Annotated in this window: 22 protein-coding genes; 15 read left to right on the top strand and 7 right to left on the bottom strand. The window is 61.5% G+C overall.

Annotation, left to right across the window (positions count from 1 at the left end):
- Positions 1 to 50: 50 nt before the first annotated feature.
- Together AC1DJO_RS05955 and AC1DJO_RS05960 are read right to left on the bottom strand one after the other, a co-directional pair.
- On the bottom strand, positions 51 to 1,721 hold the full coding sequence (locus AC1DJO_RS05955; protein WP_112388565.1) for an amidohydrolase: 1,671 nt from the start codon (positions 1,719 to 1,721) through the stop codon (positions 51 to 53).
- A gap of 98 nt (positions 1,722 to 1,819) precedes the next feature.
- Positions 1,820 to 2,509 (bottom strand): FadR/GntR family transcriptional regulator, encoded by a 690-nt coding sequence (locus AC1DJO_RS05960; RefSeq protein ID WP_112388564.1) that lies wholly within the window; start codon positions 2,507 to 2,509, stop codon positions 1,820 to 1,822.
- Positions 2,510 to 2,673: 164 nt separating this feature from the next.
- On the opposite strand from AC1DJO_RS05960, the gene AC1DJO_RS05965 reads away from it, so the two are divergent.
- The 5 genes from AC1DJO_RS05965 to hydA all read left to right on the top strand — a co-directional run bounded on the left by AC1DJO_RS05965 (position 2,674) and on the right by hydA (position 7,643).
- Positions 2,674 to 3,468 carry a transporter substrate-binding domain-containing protein gene (locus tag AC1DJO_RS05965; protein WP_112388563.1) on the top strand — a complete coding sequence of 265 codons (795 nt, stop codon included), beginning with the start codon at positions 2,674 to 2,676 and terminating at the stop codon, positions 3,466 to 3,468.
- Between the two features lie 71 nt (positions 3,469 to 3,539).
- Positions 3,540 to 4,214, top strand: coding sequence for an amino acid ABC transporter permease (locus AC1DJO_RS05970; protein ID WP_112388562.1), 675 nt, complete (start codon positions 3,540 to 3,542; stop codon positions 4,212 to 4,214).
- Positions 4,211 to 4,948 (top strand): amino acid ABC transporter ATP-binding protein, encoded by a 738-nt coding sequence (locus AC1DJO_RS05975; RefSeq protein ID WP_112388561.1) that lies wholly within the window; start codon positions 4,211 to 4,213, stop codon positions 4,946 to 4,948. Before AC1DJO_RS05970 ends, AC1DJO_RS05975 begins: the two co-directional genes overlap by 4 nt.
- A gap of 28 nt (positions 4,949 to 4,976) precedes the next feature.
- On the top strand, positions 4,977 to 6,248 hold the full coding sequence (locus tag AC1DJO_RS05980) for a cysteine desulfurase-like protein (protein ID WP_112388560.1): 1,272 nt from the start codon (positions 4,977 to 4,979) through the stop codon (positions 6,246 to 6,248).
- Entirely contained in the window at positions 6,249 to 7,643 is a 1,395-nt protein-coding gene (gene hydA / locus AC1DJO_RS05985) for a dihydropyrimidinase (RefSeq protein WP_112388559.1), read from the top strand. It begins immediately after the preceding gene.
- Positions 7,644 to 7,654: 11 nt separating this feature from the next.
- Here the strand turns inward: hydA and AC1DJO_RS05990 are convergent, their stop codons facing one another.
- A complete protein-coding gene (locus tag AC1DJO_RS05990; protein ID WP_112388558.1) occupies positions 7,655 to 8,005 on the bottom strand; it encodes a hypothetical protein in 351 nt (116 codons plus the stop codon).
- 147 nt (positions 8,006 to 8,152) lie between these two features.
- Here AC1DJO_RS05990 and AC1DJO_RS05995 point away from each other — a divergent pair, with 147 nt between their 5' ends.
- Positions 8,153 to 9,076: an MYG1 family protein gene (locus AC1DJO_RS05995; protein WP_112388557.1), complete on the top strand. Its 924-nt coding sequence runs from the start codon at positions 8,153 to 8,155 to the stop codon at positions 9,074 to 9,076.
- A 279-nt stretch (positions 9,077 to 9,355) separates the two neighbouring features.
- Positions 9,356 to 10,138: a phosphodiester glycosidase family protein gene (locus AC1DJO_RS06000; protein ID WP_112389015.1), complete on the top strand. Its 783-nt coding sequence runs from the start codon at positions 9,356 to 9,358 to the stop codon at positions 10,136 to 10,138.
- A gap of 10 nt (positions 10,139 to 10,148) precedes the next feature.
- Here AC1DJO_RS06000 and AC1DJO_RS06005 read toward each other — a convergent pair whose 3' ends face one another.
- The 3 genes from AC1DJO_RS06005 to AC1DJO_RS06015 form a co-directional block, all read right to left on the bottom strand.
- Positions 10,149 to 12,239: a putative bifunctional diguanylate cyclase/phosphodiesterase gene (locus AC1DJO_RS06005; RefSeq protein ID WP_477831161.1), complete on the bottom strand. Its 2,091-nt coding sequence runs from the start codon at positions 12,237 to 12,239 to the stop codon at positions 10,149 to 10,151.
- Positions 12,240 to 12,414: 175 nt separating this feature from the next.
- Positions 12,415 to 13,587 carry an MFS transporter gene (locus tag AC1DJO_RS06010; RefSeq protein WP_112388556.1) on the bottom strand — a complete coding sequence of 391 codons (1,173 nt, stop codon included), beginning with the start codon at positions 13,585 to 13,587 and terminating at the stop codon, positions 12,415 to 12,417.
- Between the two features lie 151 nt (positions 13,588 to 13,738).
- On the bottom strand, positions 13,739 to 14,560 hold the full coding sequence (locus AC1DJO_RS06015; protein WP_112388555.1) for a helix-turn-helix domain-containing protein: 822 nt from the start codon (positions 14,558 to 14,560) through the stop codon (positions 13,739 to 13,741).
- A 192-nt stretch (positions 14,561 to 14,752) separates the two neighbouring features.
- On the opposite strand from AC1DJO_RS06015, the gene AC1DJO_RS06020 reads away from it, so the two are divergent.
- The 5 genes from AC1DJO_RS06020 (at position 14,753) to AC1DJO_RS06040 (ending at position 19,570) form a co-directional block, all read left to right on the top strand.
- Positions 14,753 to 15,844, top strand: a complete 1,092-nt coding sequence (locus AC1DJO_RS06020; protein ID WP_112388554.1) for an ABC transporter ATP-binding protein — start codon at positions 14,753 to 14,755, stop codon at positions 15,842 to 15,844.
- Positions 15,845 to 15,866: 22 nt separating this feature from the next.
- The gene (locus AC1DJO_RS06025; protein ID WP_112388553.1) at positions 15,867 to 17,030 is read left to right on the top strand and encodes a polyamine ABC transporter substrate-binding protein; all 1,164 of its coding nucleotides are present in this window, start codon (positions 15,867 to 15,869) and stop codon (positions 17,028 to 17,030) included.
- Between the two features lie 86 nt (positions 17,031 to 17,116).
- Positions 17,117 to 17,983: an ABC transporter permease gene (locus tag AC1DJO_RS06030; RefSeq protein WP_112388552.1), complete on the top strand. Its 867-nt coding sequence runs from the start codon at positions 17,117 to 17,119 to the stop codon at positions 17,981 to 17,983.
- Positions 17,983 to 18,795 (top strand): ABC transporter permease, encoded by an 813-nt coding sequence (locus AC1DJO_RS06035; protein WP_112388551.1) that lies wholly within the window; start codon positions 17,983 to 17,985, stop codon positions 18,793 to 18,795. The genes AC1DJO_RS06030 and AC1DJO_RS06035 overlap by 1 nt, the downstream gene beginning before the upstream one ends.
- Before the next feature lie 13 nt (positions 18,796 to 18,808).
- Positions 18,809 to 19,570, top strand: a complete 762-nt coding sequence (locus AC1DJO_RS06040; RefSeq protein ID WP_112388550.1) for an SDR family NAD(P)-dependent oxidoreductase — start codon at positions 18,809 to 18,811, stop codon at positions 19,568 to 19,570.
- Positions 19,571 to 19,572: 2 nt separating this feature from the next.
- Here AC1DJO_RS06040 and eglC read toward each other — a convergent pair whose 3' ends face one another.
- Positions 19,573 to 21,003 (bottom strand): endo-1,3-1,4-beta-glycanase EglC, encoded by a 1,431-nt coding sequence (gene eglC / locus AC1DJO_RS06045; RefSeq protein ID WP_112389013.1) that lies wholly within the window; start codon positions 21,001 to 21,003, stop codon positions 19,573 to 19,575.
- Between the two features lie 376 nt (positions 21,004 to 21,379).
- Between eglC and AC1DJO_RS06050 the strand changes: the two genes are divergently transcribed.
- The 3 genes from AC1DJO_RS06050 (at position 21,380) to AC1DJO_RS06060 (ending at position 23,399) form a co-directional block, all read left to right on the top strand.
- Complete coding sequence (locus AC1DJO_RS06050) at positions 21,380 to 21,616, top strand: hypothetical protein (RefSeq protein WP_112388549.1); 237 nt, start codon at positions 21,380 to 21,382, stop codon at positions 21,614 to 21,616.
- A gap of 226 nt (positions 21,617 to 21,842) precedes the next feature.
- A complete protein-coding gene (locus tag AC1DJO_RS06055) occupies positions 21,843 to 22,613 on the top strand; it encodes a 2-keto-4-pentenoate hydratase (protein WP_112388548.1) in 771 nt (256 codons plus the stop codon).
- Positions 22,614 to 22,664: 51 nt separating this feature from the next.
- Entirely contained in the window at positions 22,665 to 23,399 is a 735-nt protein-coding gene (locus AC1DJO_RS06060) for an SDR family oxidoreductase (RefSeq protein ID WP_112388547.1), read from the top strand.
- Positions 23,400 to 23,405: the final 6 nt, after the last annotated feature.

The following is a 23,405-nucleotide window of genomic DNA, read 5'->3' on the forward strand; positions in this document are numbered from 1 at the left end:
CGGCCCGCGCGTTGACAACCGCTTTCTCTTTCCGAAGTGGAAAATATTTATCATACGGAAAAACTTATGTGTCCGCCGCAGATCGTTGTGATGGGCCTGACGCTGTCCAGATGCTCGGGATCGACGGTTTCGATATCGCGGTCGAGGATGACGACGTCGGCGACATAGCCGCTCTTCAGCATGCCTTTCCTGTCTTCCTTGAACTCGGCAAACGCACCCTCGACGCAATAGGCCGAAAGTGCCTCGATCAGCGAGAAGGACTGGTCGGGATCGCTTTCGCTCCAGCGTTTGCGGGTCACCGCCGCCTTCAGGCCGACAAGCGGATCGATTGGCGAGACCGGCCAATCCGAAGCGAAGCAGATGTGTGCGCCGGCATTCTTCAGCGTGCGCCAGGCATAGCTGACCGGCCAGCGATCGCGGCCGATGCGCGAGATCGTCGGTTCCAGCGGCAGACCTGCACAACCCGGCGGGTGCGGTGGCTGCATCGACGCGATGACGCCGAGTTCGGCAAAGCGGGCGATATCGTCGGGGTGGACCACTTCGATATGTTCGATGCGGTGGCGGCTGTCGCGGGCGCCATTCTCCCGCCGCGCCGCTTCGTATCCGTCGAGCACGGCGCGCACGGCGCCGTCGCCGATTGCATGCACCGCGATCTGCAGCCCGCGCCGGTCTGCCTCGACCGCGACAGCGCGAAAGCTCTCGGGCGTGAATAGGCCTTCGCCGCGATCGCCCGGCTTGTCGGCATAGGGCTCGACCATAACAGCCGTGCCGCTCTCTATCACGCCGTCATAGAAGAGCTTGACGATGCCCGACGACAGCCAGTCGCTGTTGAACCGGGCGGCAAGGCTGGAGGCCTTTTCCAGCATCTCGAGCTGCATGAAGTTCTTGAAATGGAAGGGGATCTGCACGCGGCAGGGCAGGTGGCCATCTTCCTGTTCGATGGCTTGAAGCAATTGCAGCTGGTAGAGATTCCCATCCATGTTCTGGACGGTGGTGATGCCATGGCGGGCGCAATAGGCGAGGCCGCGGCGCATGACGGCGATATCCTGCGCCCACTGCGCTGCATCGGGATAGGGATCGGGTTCGCCGCCGGTCGAAAGGCCGAGACGATAGCGATCGAAGCCCCCGGCAGCCTGCAACGGGCTAAAGGCTTCCATTTCCCTGAGCTCGCCGGTCGCCAGCCCGTCTGCGCCCATCACCACCTCGTTGCCGGGGCCAAGGTTCGCGCCGTGCAGGATGCCGACCAGCTCGAGCGCGCTGGTGTTGGCCCATGCGGTGTGATGATCCGGGGCGAAGACGACAAGGGGCTGATCGGGCAGGATCTCATCGAGATGCCGGCGGGTCAGCCCCTCGCCATGGCCGAGGATCTCATAGTCGGTGCCCTGTCCGAACAGCACTTTCTGCGTCTTGCGGCTGGCAGCATAGGTGCGAACCGTCTCGGTCAGGGCGGCAAGGCCCTTCACGCCGGTCAGCTGCAGATGGTCCAGTTCCGCAGCCCCCGAAAAGAGATGCATGTGATTTTCGGAAAAGCCCGGCAGGACGGAGCCGTTCTGCGCGTCGATCACGCGGGTGTGCGGGCCGCGCAGGCGCTGGATGTCAGCGTTCGATCCGGCGGCGATGATCTTGCCACCAGAGAGAGCCACGGCCTCGGCCCGCGGAGCGTCCGGGTCCAAAGTCAGAACCCGTCCGTTGCTGATGATGATGTCGGCCGTCTCTGTCATCTGATGCTCACCGGTTGCGCTTCGATACGCGCAACGTAAGCCGGTATGGGCAGCAAATTCAATCGGTAAGACGCGATCCGATCGCGTCACGGATGACGTCAGGGATTGAGCCCGGCGCAGCGCGCGGTGTTTAGCACATGGTTTTCCATTTCCTGCCGGGCGCGGGCTGCATCGTTGTCGCGAAGGGCGGCGATGATGCGGCGGTGTTCCGAAATCGAGGCTTTCATGCGGGCCGGTTCGGTGATCGGGATCGGCTGGCGCTGGGTCTCGGTCAGCTGTTCGCGCACGACCTGATAGAGCGCCCGCATCATCGTGTTGCTGCAGGCCGATGCGATGATGCCGTGGAATTCGAGATCGGCCTCGACATTGGCCAGAAGATCCTGCTTTGCCCAGCAATCCTCCATCTGCTTGGTCGCGGCTTCCATCGCCTGAAGCTGGTTCCCCGTCAGCCGGCCGGCGGCCAGACCGGCAATGTTGCCCTCCAGCATGATGCGTGTCTGGAAGACGTCGAACACCGAGTAGCTGTCGGAGTAGCGCCATGGCGCCATGCCGGTATTTGCGGCGCTGCCGCGCTCGGCGACGAAGGTGCCACGCCCGGCCTCGGTCTTGATGAGGCCCAGCGTCTCCAGGGTCAGCAGTGCCTCACGCAAGGAGGCGCGGCTGATGCCGAGTTTCGTCGAAAAGTCGCGTTGAGACGGAATTTTCTGGCCGGCGGCAAGTTCGCCGCTCTGGATCATGTCCTGTATCAGGCGCGCTGCGGATTGCGGTACCAAGGTCCTGTTCAGCATTCTTTCCATTCTCTTGGCGCGCCGGTTCGGCGCTTACATTGCCCGTAACATTTAAATCCATCAGTCGCTTGCAAATGACAAGAGACCATGCTTGATTTGGCCTGACTGGTCAGACCGGTTAGACCAATAGCAAAAATGCGCACCATAAAACAAGGGGAACCTAAATGCGTCGTTTTTCAATTCTGAAAACAGCCTTGCTCTCGGGCGTTCTGGCATTCGCCGGAGTCGCCGCCCATGCAGCCGATCTCGCCGTCGGCGCCAATATCGGCAACGTCCCGTGGGAGTTCCAGGACGAGACCGGCAAGACAGTCGGTTTCGAGGTTGATCTCGTCACCGAGGTTGCCAAGCGCCTCAACAAGTCAGTCGAATTCGTCAACATCCCGTTCAACGGTCTGTTTTCGGCCGTACAGTCCGGCCGTATCAACATGGCCGTCTCGTCGATCACCATCACTGAAAAGCGCCTGGAATCCGTCAGCTTCGCCCAGCCCTATTATGATAGCGACCAGTCGCTGACCGTGATGGCCGCAAGTGGCATCAAGGACCTGAAGGGCATGAGCGGCAAGATCGTCGGCGTCGATACCGGCTCGACCGGCGACATGTGGGCCACCAACAACACGGCCAAATACGGTCTCGGCGAAATCCGCCGCTTCGAGGGCCTGCAGCCTGCCATGCTCGATCTGGCCGCCGGCCGCATCGACGGCTATATCAGCGATATCCCGGCGCTGCAGTATTACGTCAAGGACAAGCCGGAGATCAAAGTCGTCGAGCGCATTCCGACCGGCGAAAAATACTCGATCATGTTCAACAAGGGCGATCCGCTTGCCAAGCAGGTCAACGACGTGATCACCACGCTGAAGGGCGAAGGCTTCATCGCCAAGCTGCATGAGACCTGGTTCGGCGCCAAGGCCGAGGACACGACCTCGACCGTCAAGGTCGCCGACATGCCTGCCGCAAAATAAGACCGGATGGTCCAGGTTACGGATGGCGGGTTCGCCCGTCATCCGCCCCGTAACGACTGACCGGTGCCTCAATGGATATATTCACGACCTTCTTCAATCTGGCGGTGCTGGAGCGATCGTTTCCGCTTCTGCTGTCAGGCCTCTGGATCACGCTTGAACTCGGCGTCGTCAGCATCGTCGGCGGCCTGATCGGCGGCCTCGTCCTTGCGCTGCTGCGGCTCTACGGCCATCCGGTGGTGCAGGCGATTGCCAAGATCTATATCGACATCTTCCGTTCGATCCCGCTGCTCGTTCTCTTGATCGTCATCTACTATGCCCTGCCATTCGTCGGCATCCGGCTTTCGCCGTTCCTTTCCGCGGTCAGCGCGCTGACGCTGGTCTCGACCGCCTATACGGCCGAGATCTTTCGTGCCGGGATCGAGGCCATCCCGCGCGGGCAGTTCGAGGCTTCGGAAGCACTTGGCCTCTCCTATCGGCACATGATGGCGGAGATCATCCTGCCGCAGGCGATCAAGATCGTCATTCCGCCGCTCACCAACAATTGCATCAACGTCATGAAGGATACGGCGCTCGCATCCGTCGTGGCGATGCCCGATCTTCTCAAGCAGGCGACCCAGGCCCAGGCGCTGACCGCCAACCCGTCGCCGCTGATCGGCGCTGCCATCATCTACGTCGCCTTCCTGTGGCCGATGGTCGTCATCGTTGCCCGTCTCGAAAAACGCTTCAGTGCGGGGAGGCGCAGATGAAAACCATCGTCAGCATCCAGAATCTCAACAAGTCCTATGGCGACTTCCAGGTGCTGCACGGCATCGACCTGGCGATTGCCGAAGGGGAAGTGGTCTGCGTCATCGGCCCGTCCGGTTCCGGCAAATCCACGCTGATCCGCTGCATCAATCACCTCGAGAGCTTCCCCAGCGAAAGCCGTATCGAAGTGGATGGCATCAAGGTCGAGCGCGGCAGGAACCTGGCGCAGGTGCGGGCCGAAGTCGGCATGGTCTTCCAGTCGTTCAATCTGTTTCCGCATCTGAGCGTGCTGAAGAACATCATGATCGCGCCAATGCGGGTGCGCGGCACGCCGCAGGGCGAAGCCGCACGAAAGGCGAAAGAGCTTCTGGCCCGCGTCGGTATCACCGAACAGGCCGAAAAATATCCCGAGCAGCTGTCCGGCGGCCAGCAGCAGCGCGTGGCGATCGCCCGGGCACTGGCCATGGAACCGCGCGTGCTGCTCTTCGACGAACCGACATCGGCGCTCGACCCGGAAATGGTCGGCGAAGTTCTGGATGTCATGCGCAAGCTCGCCGGCACCGGCGTGACGATGATCGTCGTCACCCATGAGATGGGCTTTGCCCGCCAGGTCGCCGACCGCGTCATCTTCATGGACAGCGGCCGCATCGTAGAAGCCGGAACGCCAGCCGAGATTTTCGACAACCCGCAGGAAGAACGTACCAGGAGCTTCCTGCGCGCCGTTCTCAATCACTGACAAGAAAGACAAGGTTCCGGAGGACCCCATGGAAACGCAACGCCAACTCGACATCGATTTCGTCCGGAGCCAATTCCCGGGACTGGATCACGGCTGGGTGTTTTTCGACAATGCCGGCGGCTCGCAGATCCTGACGCGCACGGTCGATCGGATCACCACGTTCCTTTATGATAAGAACGTGCAGATCGGCGGCAGCTATGATGTCTCGCAACAGGCGGCCAAGGCGCTGATGGACAGCCGTATTGCGGCGACGCATCTCGTCAATGCGGCGCGGCCGGAAGAGATCATTTTCGGCAGCTCGACCACCGTTTTGCTGCAAAACCTCGCCCGCGCCATGCGCAGCCAGCTATCGGCGGGCGACGAGATCATCGTGACGATCTCGGATCACGAATCGAATATCGGACCCTGGGACGGTCTGCGCGACATGGGCATCGTCATCAAGTTCTGGCCGCTGGATACGACGACCTATGAACTCGATATCGCCGAGCTAAAGCCGCTTCTGACGGAGAAGACCAAGCTCGTCTGCGTCACCCATGTGTCGAATATTCTGGGCGCCATCAATCCGATCGCCGAGATCGCAGCCGTTGCGCATGCGCATGGCGCGCGCATTTGTGTCGATGCCGTCGCCTATGCGCCGCACCGTGCCGTCGATGTTCAGGCCATGGATGTCGATTACTACGTCTTCAGCTTCTACAAGACTTACGGCCCGCATTACGCGATGATGTACGGGAAATACGATCACCTTCTGGAGCTCGATCCGCTTTACCATTTCTTCTATGGCCGCGATAAGGTTCCGGGAAAGCTGGAACCCGGCAATCCGAACTATGAACTTGCCTATTCGGTGACCGGGATCGTCGATTACCTCTGCGAACTCGGCACCAGGTCGGGCGGATCAGGTTCGCCGCGCGAGCTGATCCTTGCGGCCTTCGAGGCGATCACCATCCAGGAAAATGCCCTGACCGAGCGCCTGCTTTCCTATCTGCGCAGCCGCAACGATTGCCGCATCATCGGCGAGACCGCGAACCGCAACGGCCGCCGTATTCCGACGATCAGCTTCGTCTTCGAGGGGCAGAATTCAGAGGATATCTGCAAGGCGATGGACGCTTACAAGATCGCCATCCGTTTCGGCGATTTCCATGCGCGCCGGCTGGGTGATCATGTCGGCCTGCCGCAATATAACGGCGCCGTCCGCGTCTCGATGGTCCATTACAACACGATCGAGGAAGTCGATCGCCTGACCGCTGCGCTCGACCAGATACTCGGCAGCAACGGTGCGCTTCAAAACAGGGGTGCCGCCTAGATGCAGTTCGACACGATCATCAAGAACGGCACGGTCGTCACGGCCAGCGACACGTTTCGAAGCGATGTCGGTATCCGCAATGGCAAGATTGCGGCGCTCGCTGACGATCTTGGTGATGCTGGCGAGATCATCGATGCCACCGGCCTCTATGTCATGCCCGGCGGTATCGACAGCCATGTCCATCTCGCCCAGCCGTCCGGCGACAGTATCGTCATGGCCGACGATTTCGCCAGCGGCACGCTGTCTGCAGCCTTTGGCGGCAACACGACCGTGCTGACCTTCTGCATGCAGGAGAAGGGAACGACGCTGCGCGAATCCCTGAAGGACTACCATGCAAAGGCCGACGGCGAGTGCTATGTCGACGTGTCCTTCCATCTGGTGGTCACCGACCCGACTTCCTACGTGCTCGGCCAGGAGCTGCCGGCACTGGTAGAGGACGGCTACACCTCCATCAAGGTCTTCATGACCTACGAGAACCTGCGTCTTCGCGACGACCAGATTCTCGATACGCTGGACAGTGCCCGGCGTTCGGGCGCGATCGTCATGGTTCACTGCGAGAATGAAGACGCGATCCGCTATCTGATCGGCAGGCACGAGGAGAAAGGCGAGCTTGCACCGAAATTCCATGCGCTGAGCAGGCCGGTCGCGGCCGAGCGGGAAGCGACGCATCGGGCGCTATCGCTTGCCGAAATCACCGATACGCCTGTGGTCATCGTCCACGTTTCGAACCGTCAGGCGATGGAAGAGATCGAGCGCGCCCGCAAGCGCGGCAGCAAGGTGGCGGGCGAAACCTGCCCGCAATACCTGCTGCTGACAGCCGACGATCTCGATGCCGCCGAACTTGAGGGCGCGAAATTCGTCTGCTCGCCGCCGCCAAGGGATAAGGAGAGCCAGATTGCCTGTTGGGAAGGCTTGCAGAACGGCACGTTCGAGCTGTTCTCGTCCGACCACTGCCCATTCCGCTATGATGACGACAGCGGCAAGCTGAACGAGAGGGGAAAGCGGAATTTCCGCTGGATCCCGAACGGGATACCCGGCGTCGAGACGCGGCTTCCGATCCTGTTTTCCGAAGGTGTCAGCAAGAAAAGGATCGACATCAACCGCTTCGTCGCGCTGTCATCGACCAATCATGCCAAGCAGTATGGGCTCTATCCGCAGAAGGGGACGATCGCCATCGGTTCGGACGCCGATATCGCGCTCTGGGATCCGCAGAAGACGATGACGATCACCAACGACATCCTGCATCACGGCGCCGACTACACGCCCTATGAGGGGCTTGATGTCACCGGCTGGCCGGTGCGCGTTCTGCTGCGCGGAAAGACCATCGTCGATGGCGCTGCAACAACGGGTAAAATGGGCCAGGGCAATTATCTCAGGCGCAAATCGCTGGTCTGACCAGCGCTGTCCTAGATATAGCCCGCGTGATCGCCGAAGGGCACATCCTCATCCAGATTGCCGGTGCCTATGCGCTCGCTCTCGCCGGAAAGACGTTCCTCATCGGACTCATCACCTGTGGCGCTTTGCTCTGTCGCGTGAAGATCCAGGTGGCGGCTGGCGTTGCCGCCATCCTCTTCCGTCTCTTCGGCGGGCGAGGGCCGGTGGCCGCCGGATCCATGGCGGCGATGCAGCGCCTCGTCGATTGCCGCCTGGCGATCGGCGGCCCAGGCGACATCGGGCTCCGCGACGGAAGTACTGTGCTGGATCTGTGTTGCCGCGGTCGCTGCCGTCGCTGAAACCCTGGAAATCTTGTCGACCACGTTTCCGCTCCCTGCTGCTGATGAATATGTAGGAAAGCGCGGCCCACAAAGCCATAGTCCGCGAAGCATCGGCGCCTGCGTCTTGAGATATTCATCGATCGCGGCTATTCGCTCGATCGCGATCTCCCCGTCTAGAAAGACCTTGAAGTGAAAATTGAATTTCTGGTGACCCATTCCGGCGGCTTCCATGCCGATGAGCTGCTGTCGAGCGTGGTGCTAACGCAGCTATTTCCCGCTGCCAAGCTGATCCGGACGCGAGATGCCGAATGGATAGCGCCGGCTGCGGGCCGCATCATCTATGACGTCGGTGGACGCTACGAACCCGAAAACACCATCTTCGACCATCACCAGCGCGGCGCGCCGGTGCGTGAAGACGGTCGGCCCTACAGCTCCTTCGGACTGATCTGGAAGCACTACGGCGCCGATTATCTGGCGGCGGCCGGTGTGCCGGAGGCGCATGTCGCGCGGGTGCATGCGGCCTTCGACAAGAAGTTCGTGCTGCCTGTGGATCTGGTCGATAACGGCGCGCTCGACCCGTCCGTTGCCGGAGAGTTGGCCGGGCTGACGCTTCCGGCACTGCTGGAAACGCTGAAGCCGCCGTTCGACGCGAAGGGTGCCGATGCCACCGATCAGGCGTTCCATTCGGCGCTGGCGATCGCCCGCCGCTTCGTCGAGGCGGGCATCGCCGTGCAGGATGCCAAGCTGCGGGCCGAGGCCATGGTTCTCGACGCGATCGTTGCGGCCGGTGATAACAAGGTGCTGGAGCTGCCGATGGGCATGCCGTTCCGGCCGGCGATCGTGAAGGCGAAGGCCGAGCATCTGCTGTTCGTCGTCCATCCGCGCGACAATGACTGGTGCGTTACGGGCATTCGCCGAGGCGATGAAGGATTTGAACTGCGGGCCGATCTGCCGCTGGAATGGGCGGGCCTGAGCGGCGGCGATCTGGAACGCGCCTCCGGTGTGGCGGGCGCAAGCTTCTGCCACAAAGGCCGTTTCATCGCCGCTGCAGCAACCCGCGAAGCGGCGCTGGAACTGGCGCGGATCGCTGTTGCAGCGGTTGCAGCGGAGTAACATTCAAGCCGTGGCCAAAAAAATGGGCCATCAACCGATGGCCCAAATTTGGAGAGTTCAAAAAACCTCCAGAGGGGAACCGCCGACGAAAGACCGGGAGGACTGGCCTTCATGTTCATCGGCAACACCATAATCGCCCGATCGCGCAATTATTGAAAATGCTTTCAGCCCAATCGAGCGGTCAGACGAGGTATATTCTCTTGCTGAATGCGGTGATCGTGGAACGGTGTGCTATGGAGGTCTAACCCTCCTCTCTGACGTCACGGAGCTGCTTTGAAAATCGATCGTTGGGCCGCATTGCTCTGGGCCGCATTGGTTTCTGCCGCGGGAAGTGCCGCGGCGCAGCCTGCGCCTGCACAAGTTTGCGAGCGGAAGGTCTTTGAAAATTCAGGCTATATCGTCTGCTCTGTCACGCCGGGAAAAGATGACCTCAGGCTATTCTGGAGGGGCGCCGACGGGCAGCCGTTTCGAACATTCTCGAATCTGGCGGATGCGCTGAAGGAGGACGGGCAGGTCCTTGTCTTCGCGATGAATGCCGGCATGTACCGAGACGATTTCACGCCGATTGGTCTTTATATCGAGCACGGCGCGGAACTCCGTCCTGCCGACACCACCGAGATCAAGGGCTCTCCGGGCAAGGTGCCGAATTTCTACAAGAAGCCCAACGGTGTCTTCCTGCTTGGCGATAACGGTGCAGAGATCCTGACGACCGACGAATTTCTGAAACGCCGCCTCAAGGCGGCATTCGCGACGCAATCCGGACCGATGCTGGTCATCGAAGGCAAGCTGCATCCTGCATTGATTCCCGGATCGACGGACCGGACGCGGCGGAGCGGGGTGGGGGTCTGCGGCAGCGGGATCGTTCGCTTCGCCATCAGCGATGGCGACGTCAATTTCCACGATTTCGCCCGTCTGTTTCGCGACGAGTTGGGGTGCCCGAATGCGTTATTCCTGGATGGCGGTCATGGCACCGGCATCTATCAGCCGGCGCTCGGGATGAACGACTTCTCGTGGCATGGCGGGTTTGGCCCGATCGTGGGCCTCGTGCAGAGCGGCGGATGACGCCGTATCGCTATGCGGATGCTGAGAGGCTGTTGGCTTGCAGCATGCCGGCGATCTCGGCTGCCGGTAGCGGCTTGGCGAAAAGATAGCCCTGGAACATCTCGCATCCCGTCTCCGCCAGGAAGCGCGCCTGCTCTTCGGTCTCGACGCCCTCGGCAATCACTTCCAGATCGAGCGTCTGCCCGAGCGCGACGATCGCCGCGGTGATCGCCATGTCGCCCGACTGGCCGGGAATATCGGCGATGAAAGACCGGTCGATCTTCAGCCGGGATAACGGGAATAGCTTCAGCGTGCTGAGGCTGGAATAGCCGGTGCCGAAATCGTCGATGGAAAGACTGACGCCGAGTGCCTTCAGCTCCAGCATGCGCGATATCGCACCTTCGACATCCTCCATGATCAGGCTCTCGGTGACCTCAAGTTCGAGCAGCGCGGGGTCGAGCCCCGCAGCCGAGAGGGCGGCCGAAACCTTGTCACAGAGCGACGGCTCGCGGAACTGCCGCGCCGAGACATTCACCGCAACACGAATGGCCGGAATGCCCTGGTCGAGCCAGGCGCGCATCTGCCTGCAGGCTTTGCCGAGCACCACTTCGCCGAGTTCGACGATGAGCCCGGTTTCTTCAGCAAGCGGGATGAACTCCGCCGGCGCAAGCAGGCCCGCCTGTGGATGCTGCCATCGGACCAAAGCCTCGACGCCGGAAATTCTTCCGGTCGCGATGTCCTTCTGCGGCTGGAAATGCAGCACGAATTCGTCCTGTGCCAGCGCCCGGCGAAGCTCCTCGATCCGCAGCAGCTTGTGGCGGGCTTCCTCGGCCATCGACGGGGTAAACATCTGTATGCCGTTGCGGCCGGCTGCCTTGACGCGATAGAGCGCCATGTCGGCATTGGCGATCAGTTCTCCGGCGATCGAACCATGGGCCTGCGAGGAGGCGACGCCGACGCTGCAGGTCACCTGCATATCGACGCCGTCGATACTGCAGGGGCGGGCGATATGCGCCGAGATTGCCTGCAGACGGTTCAGCGCGTCGTCGATCCCGGCCTCAAGCACGATGATGAACTCATCGCCGCCGATCCGCGAGACGATGCCGCTTTCGCCGATTTCACTGAGGATGCGCGAAGCCACGACCTTGAGAAGCTCGTCGCCGGCGGCATGGCCGAGGCTGTCATTGACGAGCTTGAAATGATCGAGGTCGAGAAAGGCAACCGCCACCGCGCGGGTCCTGCCAGCCAATAGCGTGCCGAGTTTGCGGTCGAGCAGCGTCCGGTTCGGAAGGCCGGTCAGCGCGTCGTGTTCGGCCAGATAGGCGATCCGGGCGATGTCGCGGTTCCGGTCGATCGCGATGCCGATGGTCTGCGCCACGCCTGTCAGGAATTCGGCAAGCCCGGCATCGATCTCGCCCGGCTGCAGCGACACGGCAAGCGCGCCCTGCCGGCTGCCGTCGCGGCAGTTGATCGAAAAGTCCTTCCGCGGCGCTTCGATGTGGCTTCGCGCCGGGCCGTCCAGGTCGAAGCCGGCGGCGCGGCCGGGCAGAAGCCGTTCGAGGATTTGCCCGGCATCCTTCAGAAGCGAATTGAGTTCAACGCCGCGGGCGACATCGTGGAGCAGCTTCGTCTGCGCTGCCATCAGCTCTTCTGCGCGCTTGCGCGCGGTGATGTCGCGTGAGGCGCCGACGACGCCGATCACCGCGCCGGTCCGGTCGCGCAACGCGACGCGTGACATCATCAGCCAGCCTTCGCCCTTCAAGCGAGGCTCCTCGACTCCGAGATCGGGCCGGCCGGTTTCCATGACCCGCTGTTCCGTTTCGTCGATGCCATGCGCATCAGCTTCGAGATGGATCTCGCCATCCGTCAGGCCGATGAGGTCGTCGACCTTGGCGAAGCCGTTGTTGGCGACTACCGCCCGGTTGGCGAACAGAAAGCGGCCCTGCAGATCCTTCGCGTAGATGAAATCGGGCACATGATTGATCATCGCCTCCAGCCACTCGTAGCGTTCGGCGAGATTGGCGTGCTGGACGCGCAGGAGATCGATCATTTTTTGAAGGTCGCGCGCGTCATCAGAGGGGATGACGATCTCTGCCGGAGAGGGTGCCGCTTGCTCTGTCATTGCCGTGTTCTCGCTCATTTTGCGGGAACAATATCCGCAACCTCTTATGCAACCATGAAGGAAAAACGGGCTTTTTCGCGCGCATGAACGCGCCGCGTGCAAAGCCTGCTTGCGATTGCCGCCGGTGGTCGAGACGTCAGGTCAATATGGGGATAAGCGGCGTCTAAAGCCTGTCCTATTCCGCCGCCCTTTGCTTTTCCGCGTCCATGGCGATGCGTTTCGGGGCAAGCGCCCGGGTGGAGAAGAGAGCCGCAAGGATGATCGGCAGGCAGACGAGATAGGACATGCGGATACCGGCATGCTCAGCCACGAAACCAAGCAGTGGCGGTGCCAGGAAGAAGACGACGAAAGACATCTGGGCGAGGGCGGCCACGTTGACATGCGCACTGCGGTCATCACGCTGCGCGGCGGCGGAAACCGCCAGCGGATAGACTGCGCTGCATCCTGCGCCCATCATGGCAAAACCGGCAAGCGCGATCTCCGGGACCGGCGCCAGCCAGACGCAGGCGATGCCGATCGCCGCAAGAGCAAGCGAGACCAGCGCCACGATCCGCGAGCCATAGCGGTCGACGAAGCGGTCGGCGAAAAGCCGGACCAGCGCCATGAAGAATGCAAAGAGCGTGAGACCCATTCCGCCGACGAAAGGCTCGACCGCAAAGACGTCGCGCATATAGATCGCCGACCAGTCGATCCCGGCACCTTCGACGAGGAAGGCGCCGACGCCGATGACACAAAGCGGCAGCATCCCCAATGTCGGCAACGCCATATGGGCGCCTTCCGTCTGAGAAGGCGCGGGGGCGGAGGCATTCTGCATTCCCCTGATGGCGATCGTTCCGGCCACCACGACGATGGCGAAGGTTACGGCCAGATGCAGTTGGATTGAGATGCCCGCCTGCCGGATGAATGACGATGCCAGCGCCGTGACGAAAAAGCCGAGGCTCCAGAAGCCATGAGCGCGATTCATCACGCCGCGGCCGAGCTGCGCCTCGATACGGTCGATCTCGACGTTCAGGTTGATTTCAAGCGCACCGGCGAGCAGTCCCTCGCAAAACAGCACACAGAACACCAGTGGCGCATAGCCGAGCCAGGGAACGAGCGCGATCATCAGAGAGGTTCCGAGAACGGTGGCGAAGGCGGTATTCCGGGCGCCGAGCTTCATGATCAGCGGCGACGAGAAGGTCAGCGAGATCAGCGCGCCGACGGCTGCGCCGATCAGTGTCAGCCCAAGCTCGGATTTGTTGATCCCGAGCGACACCTGGAGATCGGGAAGCCGCGACAGTAGCGCGCCCATCGATACCGCAAATAGAAAGAAGCATATGTAAATGCGCTGTTGCGGCTCTATGCGCATCTCTGATCCCCCAACCTTATGCTGCTTGTCTCATGCGTTCGGCTGGGTTGGTTGCACGACCCGGCGGGGGATAGCAAGGAACCGTTGTACCCGGATGGCCCTGGCGCCGCTTCAATCCCATCCGGTGTCTCTAATCAGCCACGGCGGCCCGCTATCCTGACGATAGCAGGTTGTTGAAATAGATCGACAAAAGCTGCGTCTGCGAGGAGATGCCGAGCTTGCGGTAGACGTTGCGGCGGTGGACCTTCACGGTGCCGGTCGAAATGTTGAGCTTCAGCCCGATCGACTCGGACGAATGGCCCTGCAGCACCAAATCGACGATCGCGGTTTCGCGACCCGTCAGGTTGAGGTCCCGCCAGACAGTGTCGGCGGCGGGAAGATTGCCGCTCTGGCCCTGCTTCCGGCGGCTTTTGCTGCCGGCGGTCAATTGCGCGTCGAAACGCGGCGCCAGCCCGGCCCAATAGTGGCGGACCATGCTGGCCACCAGCGGCTCGACCTTCTTCAGCGTGGCGAATTCGGCCGCCGGAAACGGTCCGGTCTTTTCCCTCCGCATCAGCGAAAGAACGACGGTGATCTCTTCATCGGTGTTGATGAAAAAGCCCACCTCTTCCGCAAGCCCGGTCTGAACGTAGTAGGTGCGGTAATATTCGCTGGAGAAGAACCGGTCGGGCGCCAGTTCCCGCATTCGGAGCACGCCTTCGCGGCGCTCGCGGGCGGTATGATAGAACGGGTCGAGCAGGTATGGTCCCGCCTGGTAGAGAGTGACGAAGACGACGTTCTCTTCCGGGTCGAAGGTGCTGTAGAGGTCGATCGGCCGTTCCTTGCCGCGATAGGCGAAAACGACCACGTAGTCGAAGCGCACCAGCGCCGCCATCATCTGACGGAAGGTCTCGCCGAATTCGGCATCAGTCATCTTCGGACAGCCGATCGTGGCGTTGAATGCACCAAACAGCGCTTCCAGGTCGGTGCTCATCTGACGGGCTCCCTCTTCCGCCCCACGCCATTCCGCGTGGCCCTATATACACCTTCCACGAAGCATCGTGCGCTAAAATACCTCTCTCGGGGTATATACCGTGCGGGAAGCTCAGGCTTACTCTTTCCTTAACGACGGTGGCAATAAGGCGGCGATAGACTGCCAATTCCAAACCAACCGCAGGGAACAGACGTGGCATCCGCTTCGACGAACGATATCGAATTCCGTTCGGTCACCAAGAATTATGGCGCGGTGACCGCCGTGACGGACATCAATCTCAATGTGCCCAAGGGCGCGTTTCTGGCGCTGCTCGGCCCTTCGGGCTGTGGCAAGACCACATGCCTGCGCATGATCGGCGGCTTCGAGCAGCCGAGCGAGGGCACGGTGCTGATCGACGGGTGCGAGATGAACGGCGTTCCCGCCTATCGCCGCCCCGTCAACATGGTGTTCCAGCACTACGCGCTGTTTCCGCATTTCAACGTCGAGCAGAATGTCGCCTACGGCCTGCGGCAGATGCGCCCGAAAATCGGCGCTGCAGAAATCAACCGGCGAGCCGCCGAGGCGCTGGAAATGGTTCGTCTGGACGGTTTCGCCAAACGGCGGATCCATGAAATGTCGGGCGGCCAGCAGCAGCGCGTGGCGCTGGCGCGCGCCATCGTCAATCGACCATCCGTCCTGCTGCTGGATGAGCCGCTGGCGGCGCTCGACAAGAAACTGCGCTCGGCTATGCAGATCGAGCTGCAAACGCTGCAGCGCGAACTCGGCATCACCTTCGTGCTCGTCACCCATGACCAGGAAGAGGCGCTGTCGATGGCCGATGCCGTCTGCGTCATGAGTGCCGGGCGTATCCGCCAGCTCGGAACGCCGCAGGAGGTCTATGACCGCCCGGCCGATCTCTTCGTCGCCGATTTCGTCGGCAAGACGAACCGGATTGCTGCGACCATGGAAGCCGACGGGGTGACGCTTCGCCTGGCAGATGGTTCCGCCGTTTCGTCGAGCAAGCGGCTGTCGCCGGGAGAGGTGATTGCCGCCCTGCGCCCGGAAGCGATCCGCATGACACGCAGCCAGCCGGCTTCGGGTTCATCGTTCAAGGGCACGGTCACGCATCGCATCTTCCTGGGCTCGTCGGCGGAATATGCGGTGAACGTGCCGGGCCTCGGCGATTTCCTGATCACCGCCGACCGCCGCAGCATGAGCGAGAGTGATCTGGTCGAGCCTGGCGAAGCGGTTTTCCTCTGCTTCGACCCGTCAGCAATACATGTCTTTCCAGCATCGAATGCATAAACCAAAACAAGGGAACAGCATCATGAGCAAGGATTACAAGGACAATCTCCCCATCTCCGCCGAAGGCTTCATGGACGAATTCATGCGCCTGAAGCGCGGCTCCGTCAGCCGCCGCCATTTCCTCGGCATCACCGGCCTCGGTCTGGCAACGGCGGTGATGTCGCGCTTCCCGGGCGCGCTGTCGACGCCCGCCTATGCCGCCGAGGATCTGGGCACGCAGATGTCGATCGCCACTTGGCCGAACTACCATGATCCTGCGACCTTCGAAAACTTCAAGGCCGCGACCGGCGTCGCCGTCGAAGTCAACGTCTTCGGCTCGAACGAAGAGATGCTCGCCAAGCTGCAGGCCGGCGCTTCCGGCTGGTCGCTGTTCGTGCCGACCAATTATACGATCTCGACCCATCACAAGCTCGGCCTGATCGACGAGCTGGATCTCTCGAAGATCCCGAATTTCAGCCAGGCGACTGAAAGCCCGCGCTTCACCAAGGAAGGCCAGATCGACGGCAAGACATATGCTGTGCCGAAGAACTGGGGCACGACCGGCTTCTCGGTCAACACCTCGAAGATCAAGACGAAGCTCTCGAGCTGGAAGGATTTCTTCGAGATCGCCCAGACCGAAGGCGACGGCCGCACCATGGTGCACGACTACCAGCTGACGACGATCGGCAGCGCGCTCGTCTCGCTCGGCTACGGCTTCAATTCGATCAAGCCCGATGAACTTGCCAAGGCCGAGGAACTGCTGATCAAGGTCAAGCCGCATCTCTTCGCCATCAATTCCGACTACCAGCCGTCGATGCGCTCCACCGATGCGTGGCTGACGATGTGCTGGACGAATGACGGCGCGCAGCTGAACCGCGATATGCCGGAGCTTGCCTATGTGCTCGGCACCGATGGCGGCGAGATCTGGACCGACTATTACGCGATCCCGAAGGATGCGCCGAACAAGGCTGCCGGCTACGCGCTGCTCAACTACCTGATGGATCCGCAGAATGCGGTGAAGGAGCATATCGCCAACGGCGCGCCGACCACCGACAGCCGCGTTATCGCGCTGCTGCCGAAGGAAGTCACCTCGAACAAGATCGTCTATCCGGATGAAGCCGCACTGACACCGCTCGAATTCGGCGCCGCCGTGACGCTGACCGATCCGGGCCGTGCCGAGCTGATGGCACGCTTCAAGTCTGCCTAACCTGCCGTCATGCAATTCCGGTCCCGGCTGCCTCGGCAGTCAGGGACCGGTCTAGTGCTCAGAACCGCCGGATAAAGAACGTTTCGATGCCCCTGACCCTTGCCACAAAACGGCGCCTTGTCACTGCCGCCCTTGTCGGGCCGGCCAGCATCTGGCTGTTCGTGTTTCTGGTGCTGCCCTTCATCGCCATCATCGTCTTCGCCTTCGGCGAGCGGGCACCCGAAGGCGGCTATCAGGCGGCGTTCACCTTCGCGCAGTTCGCCAATTTGGGCTCGCGATCGGCGGCCTTCGTCAACACGCTGATCCTGGCGCCGATTGGTGCGGCGGCCTGCCTGCTGGTTGCCTATCCGGTCGCCTATTATCTCGCCGTGAAGGCCAGCCCGAAACGCCGGCTGCTGCTGGTTTCGCTCGTCGTCGTTCCCTTCTGGACGAGCCTGCTGGTGCGCACCTATGCTTGGATGTATCTGCTGGGTGCCCGCGGTATTCCGCATTTGCTCGAAATCTTCGGCATCGAGAATGTCAGGCTGATCAACACCCCCGGCGCTGTGCTGCTCGGTATCGTCTATGGCTATCTGCCGCTGATGATCATGCCGATCTATGTCAGCCTCGAAAAGCTCGACCGGCGGCTTCTCGAAGCCTCCGCCGATCTGGGCGCCAAGCCGGTCTCGACCTTCTTCGGCATTACCCTGCCGCTGTCTCTTCCGGGTGTGATGACCGGTGTCGCGCTGGTAACGATCCTGCTGCTTGGCGAATACCTGATCCCCCAGCTTCTCGGCGGCGGCAAGGTGTTCTTCATCGGCAATGCGCTTGTCGATCTCTTCCTGCAATCGCGCAACTGGCCGTTCGGCTCGGCGATCGCCGTGACGCTGGTCGCCGTCGTCGTCGTCATTCTGCTGGTCGCCATGCGCATCGCCTGGCGTGTCGCCGGCACCCGTCAGGTGGATCTCGTCTGATGCGCGCGCTCGTCACTTTCGTTTACCTGTTTCTCTACACGCCGATCGCGCTGGTCGTGCTGTTCTCCTTCAACTCCGGCCGCAATGCCAGCGAGTTCGTCGGCTTCTCGACCGAGTGGTATGGCCGGGCGCTCTCCAACACCTTCCTGATGGAAGCGTTGCAAAACAGCCTGATCATCGCCTTCACCAGCGCTGCGCTGGCGGCGATTTTCGGGACGATGGCGGCAATGGGCATGGAGCGGCTCGGGCCGCGGGCGCGCGCTGTCTTCGACGGCCTGTTCGCCGCGGCGATCGTCGTTCCCGGCGTCGTCATCGGCATTGCCACGCTGGTCGCACTGGTCGAGGTCTTCGGCTTCATCAATCCGGTGATCGCGGCAATCTGGCCGGGCGCTCAGCCGCCGAAGCTGGCACTCGGCTACGGCTCGATCATCGCCGCACATGGGCTTTTCACCATGGCGCTGGTGACGATGATCGTGAAGGCGCGCATCGCCAGCCTTGGCCGCGACATTGTCGAGGCATCGAGCGATCTCTACGCAACGCCGCTGACGACCTTCCGGCAGATCGTGCTGCCACAGATCATGCCGTCGGTGCTGGCAGGTTTCCTGCTCGCCTTCACCTTCTCCTTCGACGATTTCATCATCGCCTTCTTCGTCGCCGGCTCGAACACGACGCTGCCGATCTATGTCTTCGCCTCGATCCGCCGTGGCGTGACGCCTGAAATCAATGCGATCGCGACGATTGTATTGATCGCCTCGCTCATTCTCATCCTGATCGCGCGCTTCCTGATGCGCGAAAAGGCAACAACAAACTGACCGGGGAAATGTCATGATACTCAAGGATCGCGTTGCAATCGTCACCGGCGCGGGCTCCGGCATCGGCCGGGCGGGAGCGCTGATCATGGCGCGCGAGGGCGCCCATGTCGTCGTCGCCGACATCGATTTCATCAATGCCGAAGAGACCGTCACCCAGATCGCTGACGCCGGTGGAAGCGCGGAAAGCCTGGTTGTCGACGTTACCGACGACCGGGCGCTGGAAACCGGCATCTCGGCGATCGCCGCCCGTCACGGGCGGATCGACATTCTCCACAATCATGCCGGCGCGCAGGTGGCGGGCGATCTGGAAGAGGTTGCTGTCGAGGGCTTCGACAAATCCTGGAGCCTCAATGTCCGGGCGCATTTCATGGCAGCGCGTTTTGTGATGCCCGTCATGAAACAGGCGGGTAAAGGCGTGATCCTCAACACCTCGTCCTCATCGGGCGTGCTCTACGACCGCGAAATGATCGCCTACACAACCACGAAACACGCCGTCATCGCCATGACCCGGCAGATGGCGGGCGACTACGCCAGATCGGGCGTTCGTGTCAACGCGCTCTGCCCGGGCTGGGTCGATACGCCCTTCAACGAGCCCTTCATCGCCCAGATGGGCGGCCGCGGCGCGATCGAAAGCTACATCGCCGACAAGGTGCCGCTCGGCCGCTGGGCGGATGTCTCCGAAATCGCCGAACCGATCCTCTTTCTGGTCTCCGACCGGTCATCCTACATGACCGGCCAGATCCTCGTCGTCGATGGCGGCGAGACGGTCGTCTAGAGCTACAGCGTCCAGTCGATCGTCCGTTCCTGATCGCTGTCCGGCTGAGCCGAGGCGTCGGCCAGCTGATAGGCTCTGATATAGTCGATCGACATCTGCGATCCGTTCTTGAGGCCGTCCTTGGGCGAACCGGCGGCGCCGCCGATGGCAAGATTGGTCAGCATGTACATCGGGCTGTGCATATCGGCGGGCGTTGCCTTCTGGGCAACGGCAACGTCGTCGAAATACCAGGTGATATGATCCTCGTCCCACTTCATGCCGTAGGTGTGGAAACCTTCCGTGCTGGCGACCTTCACCGGTGTCGTGTCGATCAGGTGGGAGCCGCCGTGATCGCTGTGGACGGTGACATTGACGGTGTTGGGATCCTGTCCGCGCATCTCGACGACATCGAGTTCGGGCGGCCACGAGCCGTCTTCGGGCAGAAGCCAGAATGCCGGCCACGCCCCTTGCTCCGACGGCATGTCGGCGCGGATCTCGAAGTAGCCGTAGGTCTGGGAGAAGGACGAATGCGTGTTGAGCAGGCCCGACGTATAGTCGTAACCGTCGATCTGCTGCTGAAGCGCTGCCGGGGCCGGCTTGGCCGTTATCGTCAGAACCCCATTCTTGACCGAAAACGGATTGGCTGACGCCGTCGGCCCGTAGGACGGGTTGACATACCATTGCTGCTCGCCGTTGCCGGTCAGCGGACTGCCGCGATCAGCCGCCCACCAGAATTTCGCATCCCAGGTTCCCTTATCGCCATTGCGCAGCGACAGCGTGTCGAAATTGTCCTCGAAGGTGAGGGCGAGTTGTGATCGATCGAGGGTCAGCTGGAACTGGTTCGCCTTCAGTGCCGACATCTGGGTATTGGCGAACACCAGGCTCTCACCGCCGCCGATGTCGAGCCGGACATTGCTGCCGTCCTGTGTGGCGTGCGACAGCAGCTGGGCAAACGACGAGAAACTGTCCAGGCGGACGACATCGTCGGAACCGAAGTCGGTGATCAGATCGCTGCCATTGCCGCGATCGATGACGAACGTGTCGGCGCCGCCGCCGCCGATCAGCACATCGTTGCCGGCATCCCCGTTGATCGTCTGGCTGCCGGACGCGCCTGAAATGATGTTGTCCTGATTGTTGCCGAAGGCGTAGCGGCCGTTGCCGGTGACCGTCAGGTTCTCGAAATTATCCGGCAGTGTGTAGTCCATCCAGGTGTTGATGGTGTCGGTGCCGGCATTTGCCCCCTCGGCGGCGCGATTGATGTTCGAATAGAGATAGTAGACATCGTCGCCGGTTCCGCCCTTCATCGTGACGTTGACGGCGCTGTCGCCCCACATCGAGTCGTTTCCGGCAGTCCCCGTCTGCACCGGACCGGACTTGGTGGCGGAAAACCATGCGGTGGAGGTACCACTGTAAGCAAGCGGCCTGCCGACGGCGTTGTTGATCGCGTTTATCATGTCGGTTCCCTTCGACTGGAGGAGGAATGGTTCAATCAGCGCGAGCACAATCTCGGTATCGAAGATGCGGCAATTTCGCGGATGACGCGACCGGAAGATCGCCGGGCAAGATCAGGGCCGCTTTGACTGACCAGCAAGGCGTTAAGCCGCGAGGCGCCGCATGATTGCGCCGGGAACCGACTGTAAGGATCTCAGACAGGCTATGTCTGGTTCTCAATATCGCTGCGGAAAAGGAAGTCTTGCTCTGGAACGTCTGCAGCATTCCGAGACGGGCAGCCGGGTGCAGATGAATTATTCGGTCTGAATCCGATATTATGAGTTGATGCTCAATTAGAGTAGAGTGGAAATATAGCGATATCGGCTTTGGGGAGAGTAGATGTTCAATATTGGTGAAAAGTATTCCTTCGTCCTGATCGAGGGGACGTCTGACGGGTGGGGCGAACTCAGCTTCACGGATAATGTCGTTGATATTGACGGACCGCTCCTGAAGCTTGAAAGCGGGCGGATCATCAATTCGCACTCATCGCTGTTTGTCCGTGCGGCCCCTGCCGTGATGCTGGCTTCGGCCAGCGCCCTGTCTGCTGACGAGGCTGCTGAACCGCTTATCGCATAGAGGCGGCATCGCTTGGCCCATCGGCCTCCGGCAGCGATGCGAATGCATAGGAATGTTCAGAATTCACTCGGCACCATCAGAGCCGGCACGCTAAGCTTGCGGGCCATGGCGAATCGGCGCAGCGAAACGGACAGCTGGGCCGGTCTCCTTCCGGTGTGCCGCGGAAGGCGCGCGCACTGCCTTGGAAATTGTGATTGCCAGTCCGTTCATAACGGGAGGATGACTATTGACAGAGACGATCGCCGATATTGCCGGCCAGCTTGTTGCCGAACATCGCAGCAGCACGAAGTTTCACAGGATCGACGGGATAAACGACCTCGAAGATGCCTATCGGGTGCAGGACGCCTATATCGCGGCGATCCGTGGTGGCGAAGAGACTGCGGGCTACAAGATCGGCCTGACATCGAAGCGCATGCAGGCGATGTGCGGTATCGATCAGCCGATCCAGGGCACCATCTTCTCCAGCCGCGTCAGATCGACGGGAGCGCAGCTGAAGCTTTCCGACTATCACCATCTCGGCCTTGAGTTCGAAATCTGCGTACGGCTCGGCCAGGACTTGCTGCCGGGCGCCACGCCGTTCACGCCCGAGAGCGCCGGCGCTGCTGTCGATGCGGTTGCGGCTGCGATCGAGCTGGTGGAAGACCGCCATGCCGATTATAGCGTGCTGCATTGCGGAACGCTGATCGCTGACAATTCCTGGAACGCCGGGATCGTGGTTGGTACATTCACCCCGCCGCCTGAAGGTCTCGATGGCGCAGAAGGCATCGCCTATCATAACGGCGAAGAGATTGCCCGCGGCATGGGTGCCGATGTTCTCGGACATCCCTATGTGCCCTTGGCGTGGCTCGCCAATCATCTTGCCGCCAGCGGCAGGATCTTGCGCAAGGGTGATCTGGTAATGACCGGCAGCATCGTCACGACGCGGTTCCCGTCGGGACCATTCAGCTACCGGTTCGACGTTTCCGGTATCGGTAGCGTCGAAGTCAGCGGCAGGTGACCCCCGGCAACCGTGCTTCGATTTTGAATGACGTAATAGGAAGGCTGTAAAATGGATTTTGGTTTGAGCGGCAAGTCTGCCCTCGTCATGGGCGCTTCCAAAGGGCTCGGATTTGCGATTGCCAGGGAACTCGTTGCCGAAGGTGCAAAGGTTGCCATCTGCGCCCGCGATGCAGCCCGGCTGGATGACGCAGCAGAGCGTCTCGGGGTCGTCGCCCTGCCCGCCGATCTGCGGCAGCCCGCGGCCGGACGGCAGGTGGTCGAGCAGGCTGCGGCCAAGCTCGGAAAGGTCGATATTCTCGTGGTCAATACCGGCGGTCCGCCGACCATGCCCTTCGAAAACATCGGTTCGGACGACTGGCGCAACGCCTTCGAGGGCTTGTTCGTCAGCGCAACCGACGCCATCGCTGCGGCGATGCCGGGCATGCGCGAGCGCCAATGGGGCCGCATCCTTCTGGTGACATCGATCGCCGCCAAGGAGCCGATCAACAACTTCACGATCTCGAACGCGCTGCGCGCCGGGTTGCATGGTCTGACGAAGACGCTGAGCCGTGAATTCGCCGCAAGCGGCATCACCGTCAATGCGCTGATGCCGGGTTACACGATGACGGAGCGGCTGGCCGAGGCGAAGCTCGACCTTGAAAAGGTCAGCAAGATGATCCCGATGGGCCGCATCGGCCGCCCGGAAGAATTCGCCGCCCTCGCGACCTTCCTCGCCTCCGATCGTGCAAGCTACATCACCGGCCAGGCGGTTGCCTGCGACGGTGGCGCTCTCTGGTCGATCTGAATGAAA

The organism is Rhizobium sp. 05N430, from assembly GCF_056396985.1.